18 protein-coding genes are annotated in these 22257 nt (G+C 46.3%); 12 read left to right on the plus strand and 6 right to left on the minus strand.

Annotation, left to right across the window (positions count from 1 at the left end):
• From K5Q99_RS17755 to K5Q99_RS17765, 3 genes are all read left to right on the plus strand, one after another.
• Positions 1 to 224, plus strand: a 224-nt coding sequence (locus tag K5Q99_RS17755; RefSeq protein WP_220777618.1) for a hypothetical protein, incomplete at its 5' end; no start/stop codon positions are given.
• A gap of 72 nt (positions 225 to 296) precedes the next feature.
• Complete coding sequence (locus K5Q99_RS17760) at positions 297 to 452, plus strand: hypothetical protein (RefSeq protein ID WP_012586678.1); 156 nt, start codon at positions 297 to 299, stop codon at positions 450 to 452.
• Complete coding sequence (locus K5Q99_RS17765; protein ID WP_220777619.1) at positions 449 to 1780, plus strand: APC family permease; 1332 nt, start codon at positions 449 to 451, stop codon at positions 1778 to 1780. Before K5Q99_RS17760 ends, K5Q99_RS17765 begins: the two co-directional genes overlap by 4 nt.
• Positions 1781 to 1917: 137 nt before the next feature.
• Here the strand turns inward: K5Q99_RS17765 and K5Q99_RS17770 are convergent, their stop codons facing one another.
• Together K5Q99_RS17770 and yjgA are read right to left on the minus strand one after the other, a co-directional pair.
• A complete protein-coding gene (locus K5Q99_RS17770; RefSeq protein ID WP_220777620.1) occupies positions 1918 to 4431 on the minus strand; it encodes an Ig-like domain-containing protein in 2514 nt (837 codons plus the stop codon).
• Positions 4432 to 4460: 29 nt separating this feature from the next.
• Positions 4461 to 4997 carry a ribosome biogenesis factor YjgA gene (gene yjgA / locus K5Q99_RS17775; RefSeq protein ID WP_006087030.1) on the minus strand — a complete coding sequence of 179 codons (537 nt, stop codon included), beginning with the start codon at positions 4995 to 4997 and terminating at the stop codon, positions 4461 to 4463.
• A 437-nt stretch (positions 4998 to 5434) separates the two neighbouring features.
• Between yjgA and pmbA the strand changes: the two genes are divergently transcribed.
• Positions 5435 to 6778, plus strand: a complete 1344-nt coding sequence (pmbA, locus tag K5Q99_RS17780; RefSeq protein ID WP_220777621.1) for a metalloprotease PmbA — start codon at positions 5435 to 5437, stop codon at positions 6776 to 6778.
• 253 nt (positions 6779 to 7031) lie between these two features.
• Here pmbA and K5Q99_RS17785 read toward each other — a convergent pair whose 3' ends face one another.
• Together K5Q99_RS17785 and K5Q99_RS17790 are read right to left on the minus strand one after the other, a co-directional pair.
• Complete coding sequence (locus K5Q99_RS17785; RefSeq protein WP_220777622.1) at positions 7032 to 9158, minus strand: TonB-dependent receptor; 2127 nt, start codon at positions 9156 to 9158, stop codon at positions 7032 to 7034.
• A 282-nt stretch (positions 9159 to 9440) separates the two neighbouring features.
• Positions 9441 to 10289, minus strand: coding sequence for a substrate-binding periplasmic protein (locus K5Q99_RS17790; protein WP_220777623.1), 849 nt, complete (start codon positions 10287 to 10289; stop codon positions 9441 to 9443).
• Positions 10290 to 10563: 274 nt separating this feature from the next.
• Between K5Q99_RS17790 and K5Q99_RS17795 the strand changes: the two genes are divergently transcribed.
• Both K5Q99_RS17795 and fumC read left to right on the plus strand, forming a co-directional pair.
• On the plus strand, positions 10564 to 10803 hold the full coding sequence (locus K5Q99_RS17795) for a ribosome alternative rescue factor ArfA (RefSeq protein ID WP_220777624.1): 240 nt from the start codon (positions 10564 to 10566) through the stop codon (positions 10801 to 10803).
• 216 nt (positions 10804 to 11019) lie between these two features.
• Complete coding sequence (fumC, locus tag K5Q99_RS17800) at positions 11020 to 12423, plus strand: class II fumarate hydratase (RefSeq protein ID WP_220777625.1); 1404 nt, start codon at positions 11020 to 11022, stop codon at positions 12421 to 12423.
• 84 nt (positions 12424 to 12507) lie between these two features.
• Here the strand turns inward: fumC and rimO are convergent, their stop codons facing one another.
• Positions 12508 to 13926, minus strand: a complete 1419-nt coding sequence (gene rimO / locus K5Q99_RS17805; RefSeq protein ID WP_220777626.1) for a 30S ribosomal protein S12 methylthiotransferase RimO — start codon at positions 13924 to 13926, stop codon at positions 12508 to 12510.
• Between the two features lie 418 nt (positions 13927 to 14344).
• Between rimO and K5Q99_RS17810 the strand changes: the two genes are divergently transcribed.
• Positions 14345 to 15058 carry an oxidative stress defense protein gene (locus tag K5Q99_RS17810; protein ID WP_220777627.1) on the plus strand — a complete coding sequence of 238 codons (714 nt, stop codon included), beginning with the start codon at positions 14345 to 14347 and terminating at the stop codon, positions 15056 to 15058.
• 97 nt (positions 15059 to 15155) lie between these two features.
• Here K5Q99_RS17810 and K5Q99_RS17815 read toward each other — a convergent pair whose 3' ends face one another.
• Complete coding sequence (locus K5Q99_RS17815; RefSeq protein WP_220777632.1) at positions 15156 to 17306, minus strand: TonB-dependent siderophore receptor; 2151 nt, start codon at positions 17304 to 17306, stop codon at positions 15156 to 15158.
• Positions 17307 to 17598: 292 nt separating this feature from the next.
• Here K5Q99_RS17815 and K5Q99_RS17820 point away from each other — a divergent pair, with 292 nt between their 5' ends.
• From K5Q99_RS17820 to K5Q99_RS17840, 5 genes are all read left to right on the plus strand, one after another.
• A complete protein-coding gene (locus K5Q99_RS17820) occupies positions 17599 to 18372 on the plus strand; it encodes an EAL domain-containing protein (protein ID WP_220777628.1) in 774 nt (257 codons plus the stop codon).
• 122 nt (positions 18373 to 18494) lie between these two features.
• Positions 18495 to 18956 (plus strand): hypothetical protein, encoded by a 462-nt coding sequence (locus K5Q99_RS17825; RefSeq protein ID WP_106649321.1) that lies wholly within the window; start codon positions 18495 to 18497, stop codon positions 18954 to 18956.
• Positions 18957 to 19193: 237 nt separating this feature from the next.
• Positions 19194 to 20051 (plus strand): class I SAM-dependent DNA methyltransferase, encoded by an 858-nt coding sequence (locus K5Q99_RS17830; protein WP_220777629.1) that lies wholly within the window; start codon positions 19194 to 19196, stop codon positions 20049 to 20051.
• 352 nt (positions 20052 to 20403) lie between these two features.
• Positions 20404 to 21096: a DUF4336 domain-containing protein gene (locus K5Q99_RS17835; RefSeq protein ID WP_220777630.1), complete on the plus strand. Its 693-nt coding sequence runs from the start codon at positions 20404 to 20406 to the stop codon at positions 21094 to 21096.
• 457 nt (positions 21097 to 21553) lie between these two features.
• Positions 21554 to 22132: a porin family protein gene (locus K5Q99_RS17840; protein WP_220777631.1), complete on the plus strand. Its 579-nt coding sequence runs from the start codon at positions 21554 to 21556 to the stop codon at positions 22130 to 22132.
• The last annotated feature ends 125 nt before the right edge of the window (positions 22133 to 22257 follow it).

Genomic DNA, 22257 nt, shown 5'->3' on the forward strand with positions numbered 1-22257 from the left:
ATATCTGCTTCATTTCCAATAACAAATTTAATACAAATGAAAAATTATCCTGTCTTGAGCTTATCCCTGCTTATTCTGTTAAGTTAACTCTCATCGCGCAGATAGCCAGCAAAGTGCCCTTGTTGGGTTGTCTTCTTGTTGGTTTTGGGGGAGAATGCGCGCCGAAAAAATGGCCGAGGTACTCAGTATCTCGGTTATTTTTATTTAGAGAGTATGCGTTTTAAAACAATTGAGGCCGGTAAACATCCGGAAATGATATGAGGTTCGGCTGAACCTATTTTAATGAGGACAAATCAATGGGGCTGTTGTGCGCCGAATTTTCGGTCATTGCCGTAAATCAAGTTGTTGAGTTAGCCATTAAGCCTAAAGTGCTGATGGTGAGTGACATGCCAAAACCAATTGCAGATGCATGGTTAGCTGTTCAACCCTGTGTGATGGGGGCGTGCTCATGAGTCAACACAAACCGGGTTTGAAGCAGACCCTCAATTTATGGCAAGTGGTAGTGATGGGGCTCGCCTATCTCACGCCTATGGCTGTTTTTGACACCTTTGGTATTGTTTCCGAGATTACCTCTGGCCATGTGGCTACGTCTTATCTATTCGCGCTGGCGGGAATTTTGTTTACCGCGCTCAGTTATGGCCACTTAGTGCGTAAATATCCCTACGCGGGATCAGCCTACACCTACGCCCAGAAAACCTTTAGTCCGAATGTCGGCTTTATGGTGGGCTGGTCGTCACTGCTTGATTATATGTTTATGCCAATGATCAACATGTTGTTGGCAAAAATCTATTTAACGGCCATGTTCCCCACTGTCGAACCTTGGATCTTCATTTTCGCACTCGTGACCATAATGACCCTGCTCAATCTTAAAGGGATTGATTTGGTGGCTAACTTTAATGGGGTGATAGTGTTTGTGCAGATCGCCATTATCCTCGTGTTTATAGCATTAATGGCCTATAGCATTTCCCTTGGTGAAGGCGAAGGTGCGATTGCGAGCGTACGACCTTTTTATACCGATAATATGGCGATAGTGCCGTTATTTACTGGCGCCACTATTTTGTGTTTTTCCTTCCTCGGCTTCGACGGTTTGAGCTCGCTGACCGAAGAAACGAAGGATGCGCAGCGTGTTATTCCTCGCGCTATCGTGTTGACTGCCTTGATTGGTGGGGTGATTTTTGTCGGCGTGTCTTATTTCCTTCAGCTTTATTTCCCCGATATTTCCCGCTTCAAGGAGCTTGATGCGGTATTGCCCGAAATTGCACTCTACGTTGGAGGAAACCTATTTCAGTCCATCGTATTAGTGGCGACTACAGTGGCGGTGTTGGCATCCGGCATGGCTGCCCACGCTGGCGTTGCACGGATTTTGTATGTGATGGGGCGAGATAACATGCTGCCACGTAAAGGGTTTGCTTATATCCACCCTAAGTGGCGTACTCCTGCATTTAATGTCTTATTGGTGGGAGCGCTGGCGCTGTCTGCCGTCTCATTTGATTTGGAAATGGCCTTAGCCTTAGTGAATTTTGGCGCCTTAGTGGCGTTCACCTTCGTGAACTTAGCCGTCATAGTGCAGTTTTATGTGAGGGAGCGACGTAATCAATCCTTTAAAGATCACCTGCAATACTTAGTGCTGCCCCTGTGTGGCGCGGGTACTATTGGCGTGCTTTGGGCAAACTTAGAGCCACAGTCATTAGAATTGGGATTAATTTGGGCTGCCGTGGGAGCTTTATATTTGGCCCTGCGTAGCATACGTTTACGCCGAGCAGTAGAGTTACAAAATTAGTTGCTGCATAGGATCATAGCGTCGCAGCTATTGCTAACAACTGACAAGGGTTTGATTGAGGCAGCATAGCCTTCTAATCAAACGCCCAATTGAAAAGACCCGCATTCGCGGGTCTTTTCAGTTTGCTTAATCGAGTTTTAAAGCGATGGCACTGTGAAACCTAAGTTGTCAGTGACCACATTTTTAGGGGTTGTGACTTTCAGCGATACACTGGCATTGGCCGATGCCGTAAATTTCAGCGGCGAACCTAGACTGCCTTTCGCGTACACAGTATTGGGCACTTCGAAGGTTTTAGGCGCTCCAGCACAATCGACGCAAAGTTCGATACTTGTCTGTGCAGGCATGATTTGATTCGCGCTGTCGTGGACAAATACTACAAACTCAGAACTCGCACCAACGGCCACAGGTTTGATGTCATTCACACTCGGCAATAACACACCGTCTTGCATCACACTGAGATAAGCCTGTGAGCCTGACATGCTCATTACTAAGGCTTTGCGGATATAGGTTTTATTGGCTTGGCCTGTGCCGCAGAGTGTGCTTTCGCATTGTGGACCGTTAAATTTGCCATCGGCAGAAAGATAGGTGTCACTATTTTTAGTATTTAAATACTTTTCACCTAAATTCCAAATACCATCTTCATTGTCATCCCTAAACGCATCACCTAGATCACTAAAACCACTCGGAAGATAGGCTTCGATGTCCATGCCATTGCCTGTACATTTTTTCGCAACGCCTGACCGAGTTAAACAAGCCAAGTCAGTCACTGCCATGCCATTGATGTCTTTACTGATATCGGCATCATCGAAGATGTTATTGCCATTGGTATCGAAGAAGGTTTCGTGACCTAAGGCATAAGCCAGAATCGTAATGCGGTGATCGGGTACGCGTGCTGATTGTGATGTCCAAACGACGCTACAAGTGCCATTTTTAGTGACACATGATGTTGGGATCTGGCCACCTTCTGTGGTGAAGTTGACTGCAGTATCATCGGGCGCTGGATTGCCAAAACTATCTGAGGCTCGAATGGTGATCGTTGCGGTTTCACCATTAAAGTCACCTGCTTCTGGATTGAATACTGTCGTTGATAAACTAAATCCAAGCTGCTGCGGCAAGCCAGTACCCACGACTAACTGTTCTGATTGGCTAGTGATGACTTCTTTAGTATCAGTATCAACGGCGGTAGCGACTACGCGCACGGGTGTGGGAACTGTACCGGATGATACCCGCACACTGGCGATACCTTGGGAGTTAGTCAGGCTTTGCGCATTTGCAGTGCCATTGTCAAAACTTAACCCGCCAACCACTGTATCTAAGGTAAAGCTGACTTCCTGTTGCTTTGTAGGCTTTCCATCGGCACTGATGACTTTGAAGCTGACTAAAGAAGATTCATTTGTACCCGTACCGCCCGCACCTTTGATGCGAATTTGTGCTGGCTCTGCTGACTCAAAACTTACGCTGGCAAGTGTTTGGCGTTGCAGTGTGAATGGGAAATTTGCCGTTAGCGTCTGATTACCCGCTACTGTCGTGGCGATGATTTGGTCGCTACGTTCACTGTTGCCACTGCAACTTGTGTCTTGGAAGGTTGAGCTCGCATTACCCGATAAGGTCGTCACTGGGGTATCGAGTGTCGCACTATTGCTGTTGGTGCAATCTGAGCTAAAGCTGATGGAAGAGGGGGTTTGCACTCGGGTAATAGTACCGTCATTGGCCTCTAAGACTAAACTTGCGGTCACCCCAAAGCTGCCACCTGCGCTGATCTTATATGCGCCATTGGCATCGGCCGTTAAGGTACTCGCCAGTTTACCTTCAGTAAAGACAGCGCCATTGAATGAGCCGAGTTTCAGCGTACCTTCTTGATTGACCGCATCTTTACTCAAGACTTCATACAGACTGCTGGTTTGCAGCGATTGACCTTGGTAGTCCACTGTGACCGTGAGGGAGTTTGCCCCTAATTCACTGTCACTTGGCGTATAAGGCACCTGGGCAATACCATTGGTTTTGGTCAACGCACTTGCAGGATTCAGCGCTGCAGAGCCGGCGCTGAACGTCACTTTCGCGCCTTCGATGCCGTTGCTTTCGCTATCGAGCAATATGGCTTGCAGTTGCACCGACTCATCGACTTTGAAGCGAGTCACTAAGGCGGAGTTGTTTAAAATACTGGCGCTGAGTTTAGGTGCTGCAGGAGAAGTACCATCGCTAGCACTTAAAAACTCAAACTCGCGCGTAGCTGTTAGCGCCGTTGTGGAATCATTTGGGGTTGTCGTTGCAGTAATTATCCCTGCATTGACAAGTAAATCAGGATTACTAACGATAATAATGGCTTCACCGTTATTGTCTGTTAGTTTGCTATTAGGTGTTAATACACCAAGGTCTGTCGTAAAGTCGACTTTCTGCTTGCTCACTGTAGCTGAGCCTTTCTTTAACTTCGCGACTGCGCAAAAACCTGTGTCTTTAGGGAAACTTTGGAGTGAAGTAACACTGCCGCATTCAGAACCCGATAAGGTCTTAAAGTCGATAGACAGTTTATAGATACCGTCAGTGGCATCTGTGCCACCGTTATCTTCGTCCGCAGGGCCGTTACAGGCCCCGAGTCCAAATAGTCCAATAAAAAGCAAAGCTAGGCTACATAACGTTTTGCTAAGTCGCATAAGCAACATCCTTGTGGGGCTGAAGTTAATTAGTCTTGGATTTCGCTGCGTAGATATTTAAACAGCTCTTTAGATGATTTTGATTCTGGACCTTTGGCCAGTTCTTTGGTCGCTTGACGCACCAAAGTACGCAGTTTTTGTCTGTCTAATTGCGGATAATGCTCAACTAAGGTTTGAATTTCAGCATCACCTTGGGTGAGTAAGCGTTCACGCATTTTTTCGAACATCTGCAACTTCGCAGTTTCGTTGTTGTTTTTATTCAACACGATAGCGAGTGAAGCCTTAATAGGCTCGATATCAAAATTACGCATCAATTTGCCGATATACTGCATGTGGCGACGATACGCCTCAGTATTAACCTTGATTTTGCGTGTTTGCAGGATAGCGTCGTACAAAAACTCATCCAGCTCGATTTTATCTAGCTGAGTTTTGCTCAGTGAAACAAGCTCCATACCGACTTTTTGCACGGCTTCGCTATCACGCTTGTCCGTTGTTTTACTGCTGACATAATCTTCATCTATGTCGTAGGGCTGTTTAAAATGTTCTGAATCACCAACAATCTTCATATCGATAAAACCTCAAGTAAATAACTGGCTAATAATAACATCTCCAGCCAAAAATCGCCTAGGTGAATGTGTTTATACCCAAGCTACCTGAAGATACGAGTTTCAGAGCGCCTAGGGTGCTTCAATTCAAGGCGCATCAATGACAGAATGTCGGCCACCTTTTGAATTGATGCAACACGGAAGTGGAGTGCCCTAGGCGCTCCGTCCCGGCGGGTTTTAACGCACTTTATGCGGTGTTGGTTATTTTTAACTTAGCCCGCTAGGTCTGCAAATAACCGCCTTGCCTAAAGTGCGTTAAACTCCCGCTGAATCCTGCATCTTCAGGTTGTTTGGGTATAGGATACGCTCTCAAGCCTAAGTCGGCCGCGAATAATTAATGTGAATGGGATTTGTGTTTGTTATGCTAGCGTCATTGCCGACAACGAAAGAGTAGCTTTGTGTCTTTGAACAGAATCGATAGTGAATTGGGCGCGCTGAAAGATGCGGTGGCCGTGGCGCTGGAATATGCCAACAAATTAGGAACGAACGCTGCCGAAGTGGCGATCAGTAAACAACAAGGTTTGTCGGTTTCTACCCGTTTAAAAGAAGTTGAAACCGTTGAATTTAATAAAGATGGTGCCTTAGGGATTACGGTTTACCGCGATGGTTGCAAGGGCAGTTCATCGACGTCGGATTTAAGTCCAGAGGCCATAGCCTTAGCGGTGAAAGCGGCCGACGATATCGCCCGTTACACTTCGCCCGATCCTTTCAGTGGTCTTGCCGATAAAGCCTTGATGGCAACTCAGATCCGCGATCTTCAGCTGTATTATCCAGAAGATATTTCCCCCGATGAGTTAGCGCAACTGGCGATCCGCGCTGAAACAGCGGCGCTCGATGCCGATCCGCGCATTAATAATTCCGACGGCGCCAGTGCCAATGCCCACACTGCGGTTAAAGTGTATGGCAACAGCCACGGTTTCTTAAACGGTTATTGCAGCTCGCGTTATAGCTTAAGTTGCAGCGTGATCGGTGAAGATAGCGAAGGCAATATGCAACGGGATTACGATTACACTATCGCCCGTAAATTCAGCGAGATGCTTGCACCTGAAACGGTAGGTTTAAAGACCGCAGAGAAGACAGTAAGCCGCCTCGGTGCGCGCAAGATCGCGACGACGCGTTTACCCATTTTATTAGCGCCAGATATCGCCACAGGGTTAATCGGCCACTTTATCGGTGCGATCAGCGGTGGCAGTTTATACCGTAAATCCAGTTTCTTATTGGATTCGATCAACACCCAAATCTTCCCCGATTGGTTTAATATCGAAGAGCAGCCGCATTTACTGGGCGCACTGGCGAGCGCGAACTACGACAGTGAAGGTGTGGCGACTCAAGACAGACGCATTATTGACCGCGGCATGTTACAAACCTATTTGCTGACCAGCTACTCGGCGCGCAAGTTAGGTTTAACTAACACGGGCCATGCGGGCGGTATCTATAACTGGACGCTCGGCCATACAGGCCAAACCTTCGACGAATTGGTAAAAGACATGGGCACAGGTTTGATTGTGACCGAAGTCATGGGCCAAGGCGTGAACATGGTTACGGGCGATTATTCCCGTGGTGCGGCGGGTTTTTACGTTGAAAACGGTGAGATCCAATATCCAGTGGAAGAAATCACTATCGCGGGTAACTTGAAAGAGATGTTCCGTGGCGTGCAAGCCGTGAGTAAGGATTTTGATCTGCGCTCATCGATTCGTACCGGAGGTATCTTGTTATCTGAAATGAAGATTGCGGGTAACTAATCCATAGTCTCACTCGTTCCGCCGTGCTGCTATAGTGCGCTTAAGTCGTCTCAGTGTTTTAGTGCCTGTGCTTTAGCGTCAGTAGCATGAATGTGGTTTGAGCATAAAAAAGGGCAAGCGATTAATCACTTAATCTGCTTGCCCTTTTTGTTTAACGTTTGGATTAGAGTTATTCGCCCTAAAAAACCGTGTCGTTAAAAAGCCATGTGGTTAAAAACGATGTTATTAAAAACAGTGTCTTTAAAATCGGTCGTTAAAACGCATAGCTTGCGCTGAGTTCGAACGAGCGGCCTGCGCCGGCAATCTGGTTAAAGCCATTGGTATTATCGGCCTTAAATTCCGCTACACTCACGCCGCCCAGCGGCAGCTCATAGTAACTGTCGAACAGGTTATTCACGGCGAAGGTAACAGTCAGATCCTGCCATTTCATGCTGCTGTTTAAATTGAGCAAGGAGTAGCTGTCGGTTTCATTTTCAAGGCGGCGGTCATCCACACGATCTTTGGTCGCAACCCATTGCCATGAAAGGCTGTTTTCCCAGTTACCGAGTTGATGTTGCAGTGCCAGTTCGGTTTGCAGCGGCTTGATTTGATATAAAGGCTCATTGCCTTCATCTCGCTCACCACGGGTTACATTCACTTTGCCTAACACTTGCCATTTGCCTGTGTTGGTTTCAGCAAACTGATAGAGCGCATTAAAACGTGCACCATAGAGATTGGCATCTAAGTTAGTGAATTGAAGAATATTGCGTTTACCATCAGCTGAGCTAGTGCGATTAAAACTGCCAATCACTTCGGCATCGACATAGTCAGTCACAGCTGTGTACCAAGCTGTGGTCGAGACTTGCCAGCTATCACCGTTATATTTGTAGGCTGCGCTCAGGGTATGGGCGGTTTCTGGTTTAAGATCCGGATTACCCACGTAACCATTTCCATCGCCATACCAACCTATCATAGTGGTCGCCATAGTGCCGCGGCCCCAGCTGTAACGCTCGTACAGATTGGGTGCACGATTCTTGCGGGCTAAACCAAACTCAAGTTGTTGATTGGTCGATAATTGATAGCGAGCCAGTAAGGTGGCGTCGATCAGATTATCATCACGTTTTCTGTCCATCTCGTTAAAGGCCTGCGCCGCAGCGGCATCCATATTCGGCATGCCCATCATTGGCATGTCACTATAAGCTTGGACTTCACCGGTATTGGTGGTGACATACTCAAAGCGAACACCCGCCGATAACCACCAGCTAGGGCTCAAATCTTGCTGCCATTCGCCATAAACGGCAGCGCGGCGACGTTCGCCATCGTTGATGTTGATGTAATCATTCGGCGCCATCATAGTGCCTGGCACTGCAGGCCACACATCGTCGAGCTGGTAGCTATAGAATTCTTGGCCGACCAGCAAGGTGCTGTCATCGCCCATTGGTAAGCGCCAGTGCAGTTGATAGCTGTAGTCATCACCTTCAGTGTTCATTGGCATCTTGCCGGTTTTTTCTGGGGTGAAAAAGCCCATCTCGTGCTTCACGCCGTGCCAATTGAATTGGGCGCTGAACTCGCCGTCATCGTCGAGTTTAAGTTGATAACGGGCGAGGGCACCGTAACTCTTGTTATCTGTCATATCCATGTATTGGTTAGCAAAACCTTGAAATGGAATATTCTGATGGGTCAATTTGATGGCAACTTCTTGAGTCTCATCGCGCCATGCGGCGGTCAATGCATGGTTTTGTGCGCGGTATAGAGTATCCATGACTTTATCGCCATTGCCATCTTTATAGCTGTTGGCATCTTCATAGGCGCCTTGATAGCTTAGGCTGATATTTTTGCTGGCAACAGTGGCATGGGTGCCCAGTAGCAAGGTATCACTCACGCTGCGGTATCCCGTTGAGATATCGCCGCTATTCCACTTGATGCTATCGCTTTCGCCAAATTTAGGATTAAGGCTGCTGACTTTGATCACCCCCGCGATATTGTCGCCGCCCGCGCTGACTGGCGATACACCCGCAATCACTTCGGCTGTGGTGACTTGATTGGCGGAGATATAGGACAGCGGTGGATTCATTTGATTGGCGCAGGAAGCGGTAATGTCCGCACCATCAACTAACACTTTAATGCGATCGCCCATCATGCCATTGAGAATAGGCAGAGCTGATACGCCACCCGCTTCGGAGAAATCGACTCCTTGTCCTTTCAGCAGGTTTTCAGCCGAACCTAGCGTGTTGCGGTTTTCGGTCTGTTGGCCGTGGACTTCTAAGCGTTCAATATTGGCTAATTCGCTGTCATCGGCCATTGCCTGTGGCGCTAGCGATAAGCCCATGGCGATTGCGAGGGATGAGGAAATTACTGAAGTTTTAAACGGGTGAGATAAATACGCAGAATTTGCAGCCATCTTATTGTCTTCCATTCACTTGGATTAATTGCGCTGCATTATAAAGAGCATCTAAGAGTGACAGGTGCGGCATATTGTCGCAGAGAGCAACAAAGCGGGTTAAAAACAGAATTGAGCTTGAGCAGAAGGTAAATTCCTCGCACTTGAATCACTTAGGCCATGATTTTCTTTGACTCTTTAAACATAGTGCTCATCAATCATCAATCATCAATCATCGATAAGCGTATCAATGGAACCTGCTTTATCGGCCGTTAGAGGTGGGGTGAGTTTTTAAGACTTGAGCTAACCAAAATACTTGCTATACAGCCGCTGCGTTTCGCCTTGGGAATCCATGGCGGCGAGTGCTTTGGCAAACTGGAAGGCTTTTGAATCAGGCGCTAATATTGTGGGGTTATTATCTGGGCTGATGGGGTTTTCGGTGCGATAGTTAGGGTTGTGCCTACCGCGGTAGTGACGGCTTTTTTTCGAAAAGCCGAGGTACATTTCCTGCGGTAATTGGCAACAGTCATAGTGGAGTTTGAACTGAGTGGGGTCGCGATCCTTTAGGTAATAATGCAGTGTGGTTTGATCGTAAATGAAAAAATCTCCTTGGTTTGAAAGCAAATAATCTAAGGCTTTAGACACATTGAGTTCAGGCGGTTTACGTACCTGTATTTTGTCGGGCAGGCCACCAAAGTCGTAACTGCCGGGCGCGATTAAGAGGGTCATCTTGTTATTGGCTAATTGCTCAATCGAGCGAATATCGGCGGCGCCCGCACGGCTAATGCCTATGGTGCGTTCTGAAAGTCCATTAGGGATAAAATACGCGTATTTAGCCCGATCTTCGCTGAAGTTAAGCCCAGGATAAAAGTCGATATTGCCGAGTTTGAGATCCCGCAAAATGCGTAATTTAGGGGCGCGTACTATATTGAGTTTGCAGCCAATCTTGTCCGCCGCCGCTTGGTAAAGGTCGTGATAAAATCCCGTATTATTGGGTTCGTCTCCGATAAAAGGTAAGCGTTCGCTGGTGCGATACCCCATAGTAATCACGCAGGCGTCGGAACTGGAAAAGGCATTGGCGAGCGGGGCTTGGAGTGTCATCAGCAAGAGCAGTGCGCCGAGCCAAGGTTGAGCGACTAAGGTGGATTTCAAATTGATCTCCTTATCTGTCGATTACAAAGCGTAACCTGAGTGCCAATAAAGGTTATGGCAAAATCCGTAAACTAAACCTGAAAACCTATTAACTAAATCTTATTGATTATTAAGCTAATATATTATTTTTGTTTGAATAATCTATCATACTTTCCTACTAGTCAAAGCCATTTTTTATATTGCAGTGCACAAACTCTGTACATCTGATTTGATTGCGTTATAGTTTGCGCTGTTAGGCCATGGGCTTAACTTTCATTAAGCAGTGAGGCATCAAATGACTAAGCAAAAACCGCAAAATATGACCTTAGAACACGAAAGTGGTCGAGGCACCATTACTGACAACGCACTTAAAGCGTTAGTGACGAGCCCTTTATTTAGGACCCGTACCGAGAAAGCGAAAAAGGGCAAAGGGTCTTACGACCGTAAAGACAAGGCATTTAAAATGAGTAACCGAAAGGGGCATCAGCACAAGGGCGATGCCCCTTTTGACTTTCTACGTCTGAGCTTTTGTTGATCTGTTATTTCCCCTGTTTTAGCCCGCTTGCTTTAGTCCCTCGTTAGTCCTGCCCGTTACTGCTACTTCGCCAGCCTCAACATCCGTCTTTACGCTTAAATCAGCCTTATTGTCGATAGTCGCTTTCCTTCTGAGAGCTTAGCTTGGAATGAATTGGTACTTTTACCCTGAGCGAGTATGGTGAATGCTTAGAGGGTTTTAGCGAAGGAGATACGCATGGCACAGCAATATCGAATCGAACACGACACTATGGGCGAGGTAAAAGTCCCCGCCGACTGTTATTGGGGCGCGCAAACTGAGCGTTCGCGGCAGCACTTTCGTATCGGTGTCGAAGCGTCAATGCCGATTGAAGTGATCCATGCATTTGGTTATCTCAAAAAGGCCGCCGCTATCACCAATCAACAACTCGGCACTTTGACTCAAGCTAAAGCCCAACTGATTGCCCAAGTGTGCGATGAGCTGATTGCGGGCGAACTCGATACGCAATTTCCCTTGGTTATTTGGCAAACGGGCTCGGGCACGCAAACCAATATGAACGTCAATGAAGTCATTGCCTATCGCGGCCATGTGCTTTCGGGTGGGCAGCTCATCGATGCGGTTAAATTTTTGCACCCCAATGACGATGTTAATCGCTCGCAATCTTCCAACGATACTTTTCCTACCGCCATGCACATTGCTGCCTATCGTCAAGCCGTAGAGCTGGTTTTGCCCTGCATGAAGTTATTGCAGCAGAGCTTGCTGCACAAGGCCGAGGAATTTGCGCACCTAGTTAAAATCGGCCGCACGCATTTTATGGATGCGACACCGTTAACCTTGGGCCAAGAGTTTTCGGGTTACGCCGCGCAGTTAAGTCATGCCCTCGAAGGCATTGAGCACAGTCTCAAGCGGGTGGCCGAGTTAGCCTTAGGTGCGACCTCCGTGGGCACTGGGCTGAATACGCATAAGGATTACGCTGTTAAGGTGGCGGACAATATCGCAAAGCTCACAGGCTTGCCCTTAGTGACGGCGCCGAATAAGTTTGCCGCCCTTGCTGCCCACGATGAATTAGTCGCCCTGTCGGCGGCCTATAAAGTCGCGGCGGTCAGTTTAATGAAGATCGCAAATGATATTAGGATGTTAGGTTCTGGCCCGCGCTGCGGCATCGGTGAGTTATTCCTACCTGAAAATGAACCCGGTTCGTCCATCATGCCGGGCAAAGTCAACCCTACTCAGGTCGAGGCCATGACTATGGTGTGCGCGCAAATCATGGGTAATGATGTCGCCGTTAGCATTGGCGGTTGCAATGGTCAGTTTGAGCTCAATGTATTTAAGCCGATGATTATCGCCAATGTGCTGCAATCGGGGCGCTTATTGGGGGATGCTTGCCAGTCGTTTAATGATCATTGCGTGGTCGGCATAGTGGCAAATGAACCACAGATTGCTAAGCATGTGGAAAACTCACTTATGCTAGTCACGGCGCTGAATCAACATATCGGTTATGAACAGGCCGCTAAGATAGCCAAAAAAGCCCATAGCGAACATAAGACACTGCGCCAAGCGGCATTAGAACTTGAGTTGGTGACAGCAGAAGAGTTCGAGCTGTGGGTCGATGCCAATAAGATGTTGGGGCCAGATGTATAGTGAAGGTAGAAAGCAGGGCGGGCTTCGCCCTGCTAGGACGCTGCAAAGAGCGCAGCTGCGAGAATCTAGAACCTAGAACCTATCTTAGTCTTGGGTATCAGCGTCTACTACTTCAGCCCACAGATCGTGTTCGTCTGAATGGGTGATGCGGGCACGAACCAACATACCAGGTTCCAGCTCAGTTTCACCATTGATAAACACCATACCGTCGATTTCAGGTGCATCGGCGAAGCTGCGGCCAATGGCGCCTTCTTCGTCTACATCGTCAATCAGAATATCTAAAGTACGGCCAACGAAACGGGCTAAACGCTCGGCGCTGATCTCGGCTTGGACTTCCATAAATCTGTGGTATCTGTCTTCTTTAACCTCTTCGCTGATAAGCTCAGCGATGGTGTTGGCGACAGCGCCATCCACTTCTGAATACTTAAAGCAACCGACGCGATCGAGGCGGGCTTCTTTTAAGAAATCGAGCAGGATTTGGAAATCCTCTTCGGTTTCACCTGGGAAGCCGACGATAAAGGTCGAGCGGATCACTAGATCGGGGCAGATTTCACGCCAGCGTTGAATTGCTTCTAACTGACGGTCAACACGGCCTGGACGCTTCATCATCTTGAGGATGCGTGGGCTTGCATGCTGCATTGGAATATCCAAATACGGCAGAATTAAACCTTCCGCCATCAGCGGGATCAAATCGTCAACCCATGGGTAGGGGTAGATGTAATGCAGACGCACCCAAGCGCCCATTTTACCCAGTTGGCGCGCTAGGCTAGTAATGTCTTGCTTGACTGGCATACCGTTCCAAAAATCGGTACGACCGCCTTTGTCTTTGCCGTAGGCCGAGGTGTCTTGGCTCACAACTAAAATTTCTTGCACGCCTGATTCCACTAAACGCTTAGCTTCATCTAAGATGCTGCCCGCATTGCGGCTGTCGAGGTCACCACGTAGTGAAGGAATGATGCAGAAAGTACAGCGGTTGTCACAACCTTCTGAAATCTTTAAATAAGCGTAATGTTTAGGCGTTAACTTAACCCCTGTTTGTGGGATTAATGACGTGAAAGGGTTGTGTTCTGGCTTAGGCACATATTTGTGAACGTGCTTCAACACAGCTTCGTAGCTGTGTGGGCCAGTGATTTCTAGCACATCAGGGTGCACTTCACGGATTTGGTTTTCTTTGGCGCCAAGACAGCCAGTGACGATCACTTTGCCGTTTTCTTCTAAGGCTTCACGCACAGCATCCAGAGATTCTTCAACCGCAGCATCGATAAAGCCGCAGGTGTTGACGATAACTAAGTCGGCATTGTCGTAGCTGTTAGTCACTTCGTAGCCGTCGATGCGTAACTGAGTCAGAATACGCTCTGAATCCACGAGGTTTTTTGGGCAGCCCAAAGACACGAAACCGATGCGATTCCCAGTGGTAACAGCATTAGTGCTGGTGGCTTCTAATGTTTTTACTGGGATATCAAGCGTGGTCGTTTGCTTGGGTTTAAAAGTTTCAACTGTCATGGTTTCTCGCTGAGGTATAAGCCGCCTTAAAAAAGATGGCGGATTATACCTGAAGTGGTTAAAAGGTACAGTAGCTTTGGCTGAAAATTGTACAACTGGGGCGCTGAATATGCCAGTTAACCCTAAGGCCTATTTTGGGTGTGGATATAGAGATATCCGCCAGAGATCCGCAGTCGAACTCATAGGGATAAAAAGCGCTAAATATTTTTCAGAAAAAAATAACCCTTTTTAAAATTGGTCGCGTTTATAGGGGCAAGAGACAGTTTGTTGATGCTGTTACATATTGGTACAGGTATTGGCACTTTTTACTGATAGCCTAAGCGCTAAATAAGCGACACAGTCGTGTTAGCCGTCTCGTTTTGAATATGCATTCTATTTGAAGTGGTTTAGCTATAAGCACATTATTTTGGAGTCAGTTATGAAAAATTCTCTTTTAGCGGTATTGGTGGCGGGTAGTCTTTTTTCGAGTGCGTTTATGGCGCCAGCGGTACTCGCTGCGGAGGTCGATTTCCCCCACATTGAAACCATGGGTGTGAGTCAAATCCAAGTCGAGCCCGATATGGCGGATGTGAATGTGGAAGTGGCCGTGACCGAAAAAACCGCGAAAGCCGCCAAGGATAATTCCGATGCCGCCGTGGCTAAGTTTATCGCCCGTCTCACCGCAGCGGGTGTGGCTAAAGCTCAGATCCAGAGCGCGAATTTAAATCTTCAGCCGCAATACACCTATGTGCAGGATAAGGCACCTGAGCTGACGGGTTACACCGCCAGTCGTCAAATTACCGTGACGGTAACAGACTTAAGCCGCTTGAATGCAATCTTAGATTCAGCCTTAGAAGAGGGCATGAATCGGGTGAACAACATCGCCCTTAAATCGAGCAAAGAAGCGGAATACGTCGCCAAGGCACGCCAAGCCGCGATTGTGGATGCTAAACAAAAAGCCGAGTCTTTGGCTAAAGGCTTTGGTGAAAATCTCGGCAAGATCTGGCAGATCCGTTATTACGATCAACGCCCTGTGCAACCTGTGATGTTACGCATGAACGCCAAAGCCGATGCTATGGGCGCCGCCGAGAGTTATCAATATGGTCAAGTGAGCATAGAAGATAGAGTTGAAGTGATTTATAAGTTGAAGTAGTCAGTGTTGAAGTAATAAGTGCTGAAGAATAGAAAAGGGCAGACTTAAATCGAGTCTGCCCTTTTTGTTCGCCAGTTCTTATTGGCTGCCGCTAGGGTTACATCTTCCAGCTTACAGTTGCACTATAGTTGGCTGGTGCACCGTAGAAACCTTGGGCCCAATAGAGGCTGTTGAGGTATTTCTCATCGGTGATGTTGTTGGCGTTAACGGTCAGGCTAACATTGTCGGTAAATGCGTAGCGCGCCATCAAATCGACGATAGCATAGGCATCTTGTTTCGTGATAATAGGGTCACCCGCATTGGCAAAGCCTGCGCCAACCGTGCCTTGTTCGCGGGATATATCATCCTGCCAGCGCATGTTAACACCAAAGCTTAAGCCTTCGAGTTGCTCAAATTCATAGACGGCACTTAACTTAAATAACTTACTTGGCGTGTATTCTTTTACCAGTTTGGCAACATCATCGCGGCCATTAATGTTGAAGTCGGTATAACCTAAGCTCACCTGTAAGCCCGGATAAACCTCTCCCGCTATATCCAGTTCGTAACCTTTGCTATTGATCCCATCACCAGCAATAAAAATCGTGTTATCAGGATTGCTGTTGAGTGGAACAGCCAAGTTCACTTGTTCGACATCGAAGTAGGCGAGGCTGGCGATTAACTTACCATCAAATAATTCGCTCTTTAAACCGACCTCACGACTTTCGCCTGTCACTGGGTCAATCAATTGATTGTTAATGTCTCTTTTAATTTGTGCGAGGAAGGTTTCGGTATAGCTAGCGTAGGCGACCAGTTCTGGCATAAAACGATAGACAAGCCCTAGGTAAGGGATGAAATCTTGTGCATCGGTATCCCGTGATTCACCGTAGGACTCACCTTTTGCTTCCCATTGGTTAAAGCGGCCACCAGTAATTAAGTGCATGTCTTCAAACAAATTAAACCGTCCAGTGAAATAAGCGGCTTTTTGGGTTGAGTTAACATCGCTCCCTAATGGACTGTCGGCAAAGGTGGGATAGGGCGTATTGCCCTCCCACGTATTGAGGTCTGGCATGGCAGGGAAACCATTGCCTGTGGTGTAGTCGTAGAGTGAGTGTTCTTGTTTGTCTGACGTTGAGTAGTTTAGGCCAAAAACTAACTGGTGTTCACGGCCAAACAAATTGATATCGCCTTTAACGTACACATCGGCCAAATCGCTGCTTTCCGTTGCATCGTATTCACTGCCGTAACCGGTCAGACCTAGCTCTGTGGTTTTATCTGGTGTGCCGTAAACATAAAAAAGCTGGGTGTCTTCATCGGTTGATTTATGCGAGTAAGTCGCACGCAGGTGCCAGTCATCGTTAAAGTAATGACTTAGCTCAACCACAGTATTGTGCTTCTCAACTAACCATGATGACCAATTGGCCGAGGTGCTAGTAGAGCGATCATAATTGGTTGCGCTTCCGTCGGTATAATACAGCGGCAATGCACCCCATAGGCCACCATCTGTGTCATTTTTGATATAAGCATGGCTGAGTGAAATAGTCGTGTTATCGGATAATTGTGCCTCAAGCATGGCATACAAGACATTCTTGTCTTGTTGGTAGCGATCAAGATAGGAGTCTTGAACTTGCTTCACCGCCACCGCTCTGGCCGCGACTTTTTCGCCCAGATTCACAGTGCCATCGAGTTCAAGGCGAGCATTGTCAAAACTGCCGTAGCTGGCATTAATATTAAGTTGATTGTCTGCCGTTGGGCGCTTACGAATAAAGTTTACCGTAGCAGAGGGATTGCCTACTCCTGTCATTAAACCATTGGCGCCGCGGATCACTTCGACGCGGTCATAAATGGCGGTATCTTCGTCAGAATGGTTACTGCCGGAACTTAATGGTAGGCCGATACCATCAATCTGGAAATTAGTGATATCAAAGCCGCGGGCCGTGTAATAAGTACGGTCAGTCTCGATACGTTCAACATTGACACCCGTCGCTGTATCTAAAACCGTGTTGATATTAGTGAGTTGGAAGTCGCTCATTTGCGCGCTGGTAATCACAGAGACAGATTGCGGAATATCACTGATTGGCAATTCTAATTTTGAAGCACCACTGGCGGTACTGGCGTTGTAACCTGCAATATAACTGCCTTTGATTTCTATTTTTTCAATTTTTTCATCGACATTTTCATTGGGAGCGGCCTCATCGGCATAGCTTGGCATAGCAGTCGATAGTGCAATGATTATTGCTGAATAGAGTGTGGACAAGCGCAGTGTGTTCATCATTAAGCCTGATATTTTGGGGATGGGATGGAAAAGTGAGCACAATATAACGTAAGCGTACGGTTAAGTTAATGATATTCGTTATCATTTACATTTGTTAAATTTTGCTGGCTAAATTCGTGAATACTACTTAAGCCTGATTTACCTTGTGGTCTGCGTGGATGAGGTAAGTGCTCATGATGAAATGCCAACATCTTGTGGTGAAAGACTTTATTAACATGATGCACAGTAAAAACTGGCAAATTTAACCATTTATCCTCACACTAGTAAGGTGATGTTTAGGAGGCCGTTTATGGATTTTCCCGCTCAAATAAAGCAACAAACTTGCATGGATTGCTTAAGTGGTAAGTCATTAGGATTTGAAATTCGAATGGCATTTCAACCTATCATTCATTGGCCTAGTCGTGAGATCCACGGGTATGAGGCCCTTGTCCGTGGGCCCAATGGAGAGGGCGCTGGATGGGTGTTTGAGCGGATTAACGAAAGCAACAAATACTATTTCGATCAGGCCTGCCGAGTTAAAGCGATAGAAACCGCCTCCAAACTGGGACTCGATAAGATGCTCAGTATCAACTTTTTACCTAACGCCGTGTATAACCCTGAGACTTGTATCCGCGCGACGATTGAAGCTGCCGACATGTATGGGTTTGATATCCACAAAATCATGTTTGAAGTGACTGAGGGCGAGCAAATTGTCGACCGAGCGAAATTGGTCCGTATCTTCGAGAGCTATGCTAAACGTGGTTTTATCACCGCAATCGATGATTTTGGCAGTGGTTTTGCTGATTTAAGTTGGTTGGATGCCCTGCGCCCTCAAGTATTAAAACTCGATATGACCTTGATCCGTGATATCGATGTCGATAAAGAAAAACAGCTGGCGGTGGATGAAATACTGCGTATTTGCCTAGAGCTTAATACCAGAGTCTTGGCTGAAGGGGTTGAGAGCGAAGCCGAACTGAATTATCTCGCGGCTATCGGGATTGAGTATTTTCAGGGTTATTACTTTGCTAAACCTAAACTCGAACATTTAACTACCTATGCAGAGCTGAACTTTCAAGCGCCATAGTCGTGCTCGTTCAACATCTTAACCTATCTGGATCTTCTGCTTTGTGCGTTCACCATAGAATCTAAAATGGCGATATCGACACATCTGGCTAAGCTTATTCTGACTCAAACAAAGGAGGTGTTATGAAACAGTTTACAGCTTTAACCCTATTCGCATCCTGTTCCTTGCTGCTAGCTAGCCAAGTGTTTGCCCACGGTGAAATCGGTGAACCCTCAGATGGCGCCAAGGGAATGGCCGGTGCCATGGGCACCATAGAATTTAAACCCTCTGATTGGCAAGAGAACAAACAGAGCTGGTGGAAGGACAGTGACGGTGTTGCGCCCGGTGTTGCGGGATGCCATGTCGGTACCGACGCACAAGGTGTGCCTAATGGCAGAATGTTTGGCGAGGCGTGTTTGCCCGATGGCCTGTTAGTCGAATCTAACCCCGGCAAAGATGTAATACACGGTCACAGTGACGACTTAGGTCATCCTGATACCTTTGACTGTAATGCTTGGTGTGTCGGCGAAGGTAAAACAGCGGGGATGTGCGAAGTGGCCGCTGCGCCGCCTTGTGAGCAATCCGCGAGATGTGCCTGCAACTAGTTAATCGAGAGTGTGAGCTCGATGTGTGTTGTGAGTTCACTGCGTTTTCATTTCTTTGACTAACATATCTTTCTATCTGCGATTATTGCGCTACTAACTCGAATTGAATCCTTGAGTACACAAATGGCCGCTTTAGCTTGTGGCTTACTTAGCAAAAGGGCAATTGTTTGTTTATGAAATCGGCTAACTGATATATCATGGGCCACCTAAAATTGCCCTTGTTACCTATTCGCTACTATGTCCTCCAACGCGCTCTATACCGATTTATCTGGCTATTACGATTTAATGTGTGCCGATATTAACTACCAGCAACAGAGTGCGAGCATTCATCGTCTGCATCAGTTCCTGGGTAATAACGGTAAACAACACCTTGATTTAGCTTGTGGTACGGGTCCCCATGTGCGGCATTTTATCGATCTCGGTTATCAATGCAGTGGCCTAGATATCAATCAGCCTATGCTCGACATGGCCATGCGCCGTTGTCCCGAAGCCCAGTTTAATTTGCAAGATATGACAGCTTTTTATTTAGAAGAGCGCGTCGACTTGATCACCTGTTTCTTATATTCCATCCATTACAGTGCTTGTATCGAACGGCTTAAAAGTTGTATCGCCAGTGTGCACAGTGCGCTCAATGACGGCGGATTGTTTTGTTTTAATACTGTCGATAAACACAGAATCGATAACACTGCCTCGGTTAAGCATTTTGCCGAGTTTGATGGTAGCCATTTTGCCTTCGAATCCGGTTGGCATTACAGTGGTCAAGGCGAGAAACAGTCCTTAAAGTTGAGTATTGCCAAAAGCAGTCTGCCGTTTACTGAGGTGTCGGCTTCGCCTTTATCAGTCTCTGACATGAAAGATTTAGGCTCGCTGGAAGCGGGGTTACAGGCCGCAGGTTTGCAAGACGTTGGCTTGCAAGAAGTCCACAGCATTGAGCAATGGCAAGATCAACATGCCATGGTCGCGACTAGCTTCACAGAACTGCAGGAATTGTTAGCACCTTATTTTGACGTGCATGTTTTCGAACATGATTATGAAAGAATCGTCCCGTGGGATCTCGCATCCGGCAACGCGCTGTTTGTCTGCGTGAAGATTTGACCTTGGGTTGAAGGTTGGGCAACTCAAAGTCGTGGGGCTAGGCCCCACAGATTCTTAATCAAGATCTGACCAAAACGGAAAAGCGTTTACTCCCCTTTATTTCCCCCCAGCCACACCCATCTTTTTTAATAAAGAGTCTTCGTGCCTCTTCGCAACGTCGAAGGGTAAGGGCGATTTATTGGGTTTAAGTAAGGTTTGTTAGCCCTTAAAACAAAATGAGTCTTGGGTACTCTGGCTTTTCTATTCTCTTTTCATACTTTTGTGATGATGGCTGGCGGCTGATTTCGTGCTTCAATGTGCAATAAAGCGAAAGCGATTATTGATGGAATGATTGGTAGCATGGAGAGTTGATATGAAGCAACTAGCAGAAAACCTGTGGATTTTTGATGGTGAAGCCGTACCATTTTTTACCTTGCCCTATACCACTCGGATGACAGTGATCCGCTTAAATAATGGCGCTTTGTGGGTACATAGCCCAATCAAGCTCACCTCTGAACTTCAAGCACTGGTCGAGGCGTTAGGCGAAGTTCGTTATCTTATTGCACCTAATCATTTGCACCACCTGTTTTTAAAGGACTGGCAGCAACGTTATCCGCAGGCCCAAAGCTATGGTACCTCGGAAGTTCAAACAAAGCGGCCAGATCTCTATTTTGATGGCCTGTTCACCGCTCAATTTCATGCCATGTGGGCGGCTGATATTGACCAACTTTTATTTACGGGCTCTCATTTCATGCAGGAATGTGTGTTCTTTCATAAAGCATCGCGTACTTTGATTGTGACGGATCTTATCGAGAACTTTTCACCCGAATCTTTTAATGCTTTACAGCGATTATTGGCTCGCGGAGCGGGAATACTCGCTCCAAACGGTAAAATGCCCTTAGATTGGCGTTTAAGTTTTATGTTTGCTAAGACACAAGCACGTAATCATATTAATAAAATATTAGCTTGGGAGCCAAAAGTTATCATCATGGCCCATGGTCTTATCATAGAGAATGATGCAACGGCATTTCTGGAAAAATCATTTTCTTGGGTAAAGGGGGAATAATAGTTTTATGATATTTTCCCAATATCATTTTAACGATTAAGTCGTTATATATTATTAACGAATGAAAGACGGATATTTTATCGTTCAGAAATTACTATTTTAAAATTTATTTAAAATTAACCTGTGCAGCATGAATGATAACTAACTTGTTATATATAGTAAGTTGGTTGAATGTTGCTGGTTTGTGGGTTTATTTGTTGCCTGTGAAATAGTTACAATGTAATAGGCAATAAATACATTCGTCAGAGTGAGGATAACTAACAGCGAGTGATATATAAGCGATTTTAGCAGTTTATTTAAACTGTTCATTATTTATTTTACATTTTTCACTTGATATAATGCATTGATATAAATGTTATTTTTTAATTTTATAAAATTATTCTGCTTTGATTTAGCAAGTCTGGCATTACTTTTGTAATGTACTTAGCGTATTTAAATAATTAACTAGGAGTACATTATGAAAAATACCATTCTTACTTTGGCCGCCATTATTTCTTTAGCATCGGTTAGTGCTTACTCTCAGGCGCAGAGCATGGAAAATAATGACGCCACAGAAAATGGCATTTATGTTGGTGCTAACTATGGTTATTTAAAAGTCGATGGCAAGGATGACTTTGACGACGATAGCGATGTTATTCAAGGGCTTGTTGGTTATCGCTTCAACCAATATTTAGCTATCGAAGGCGGATACGTCAACTTCGGTGATTATGGTAATAGTCTTTCTAATGCAGAAACAGATGGTTATACCGCTGCGCTAAAAGTCTCATATCCCATTGTCGATCGCGTTGAGTTGTACGCTAAAGGCGGGCAACTATGGTATTCCACAGATTATGATGTGTTAGGTTTTTCTGTAAATAAAGATGATGAAGGTGTGTTCGCTGGTGCTGGTGTCGCATTTAAAGTTACAGATCGATTCTTAATTAATGCCGAGTACACTTGGTATGATGCAGGAATTACCGTTGAGAATGTTAGTAACGGCGCAGATACAGACACAGACTTTAAACAAGCGAGTTTAGGTGTTGAATATCGATTCTAATTATTTGTAGTTGATATTTATAATTTAAAAATTGATTATCTAGGTGTGACACGCTAAGTGTCACACCTTTTTTATATTACTAATAAGCCCCTCCGAGTTTTTATTTTTTAAATCAAAGTCAAAAT

The sequence above is a fragment of the Shewanella hafniensis genome, from assembly GCF_019655335.1.
Lineage (GTDB): Bacteria > Pseudomonadota > Gammaproteobacteria > Enterobacterales > Shewanellaceae > Shewanella > Shewanella hafniensis.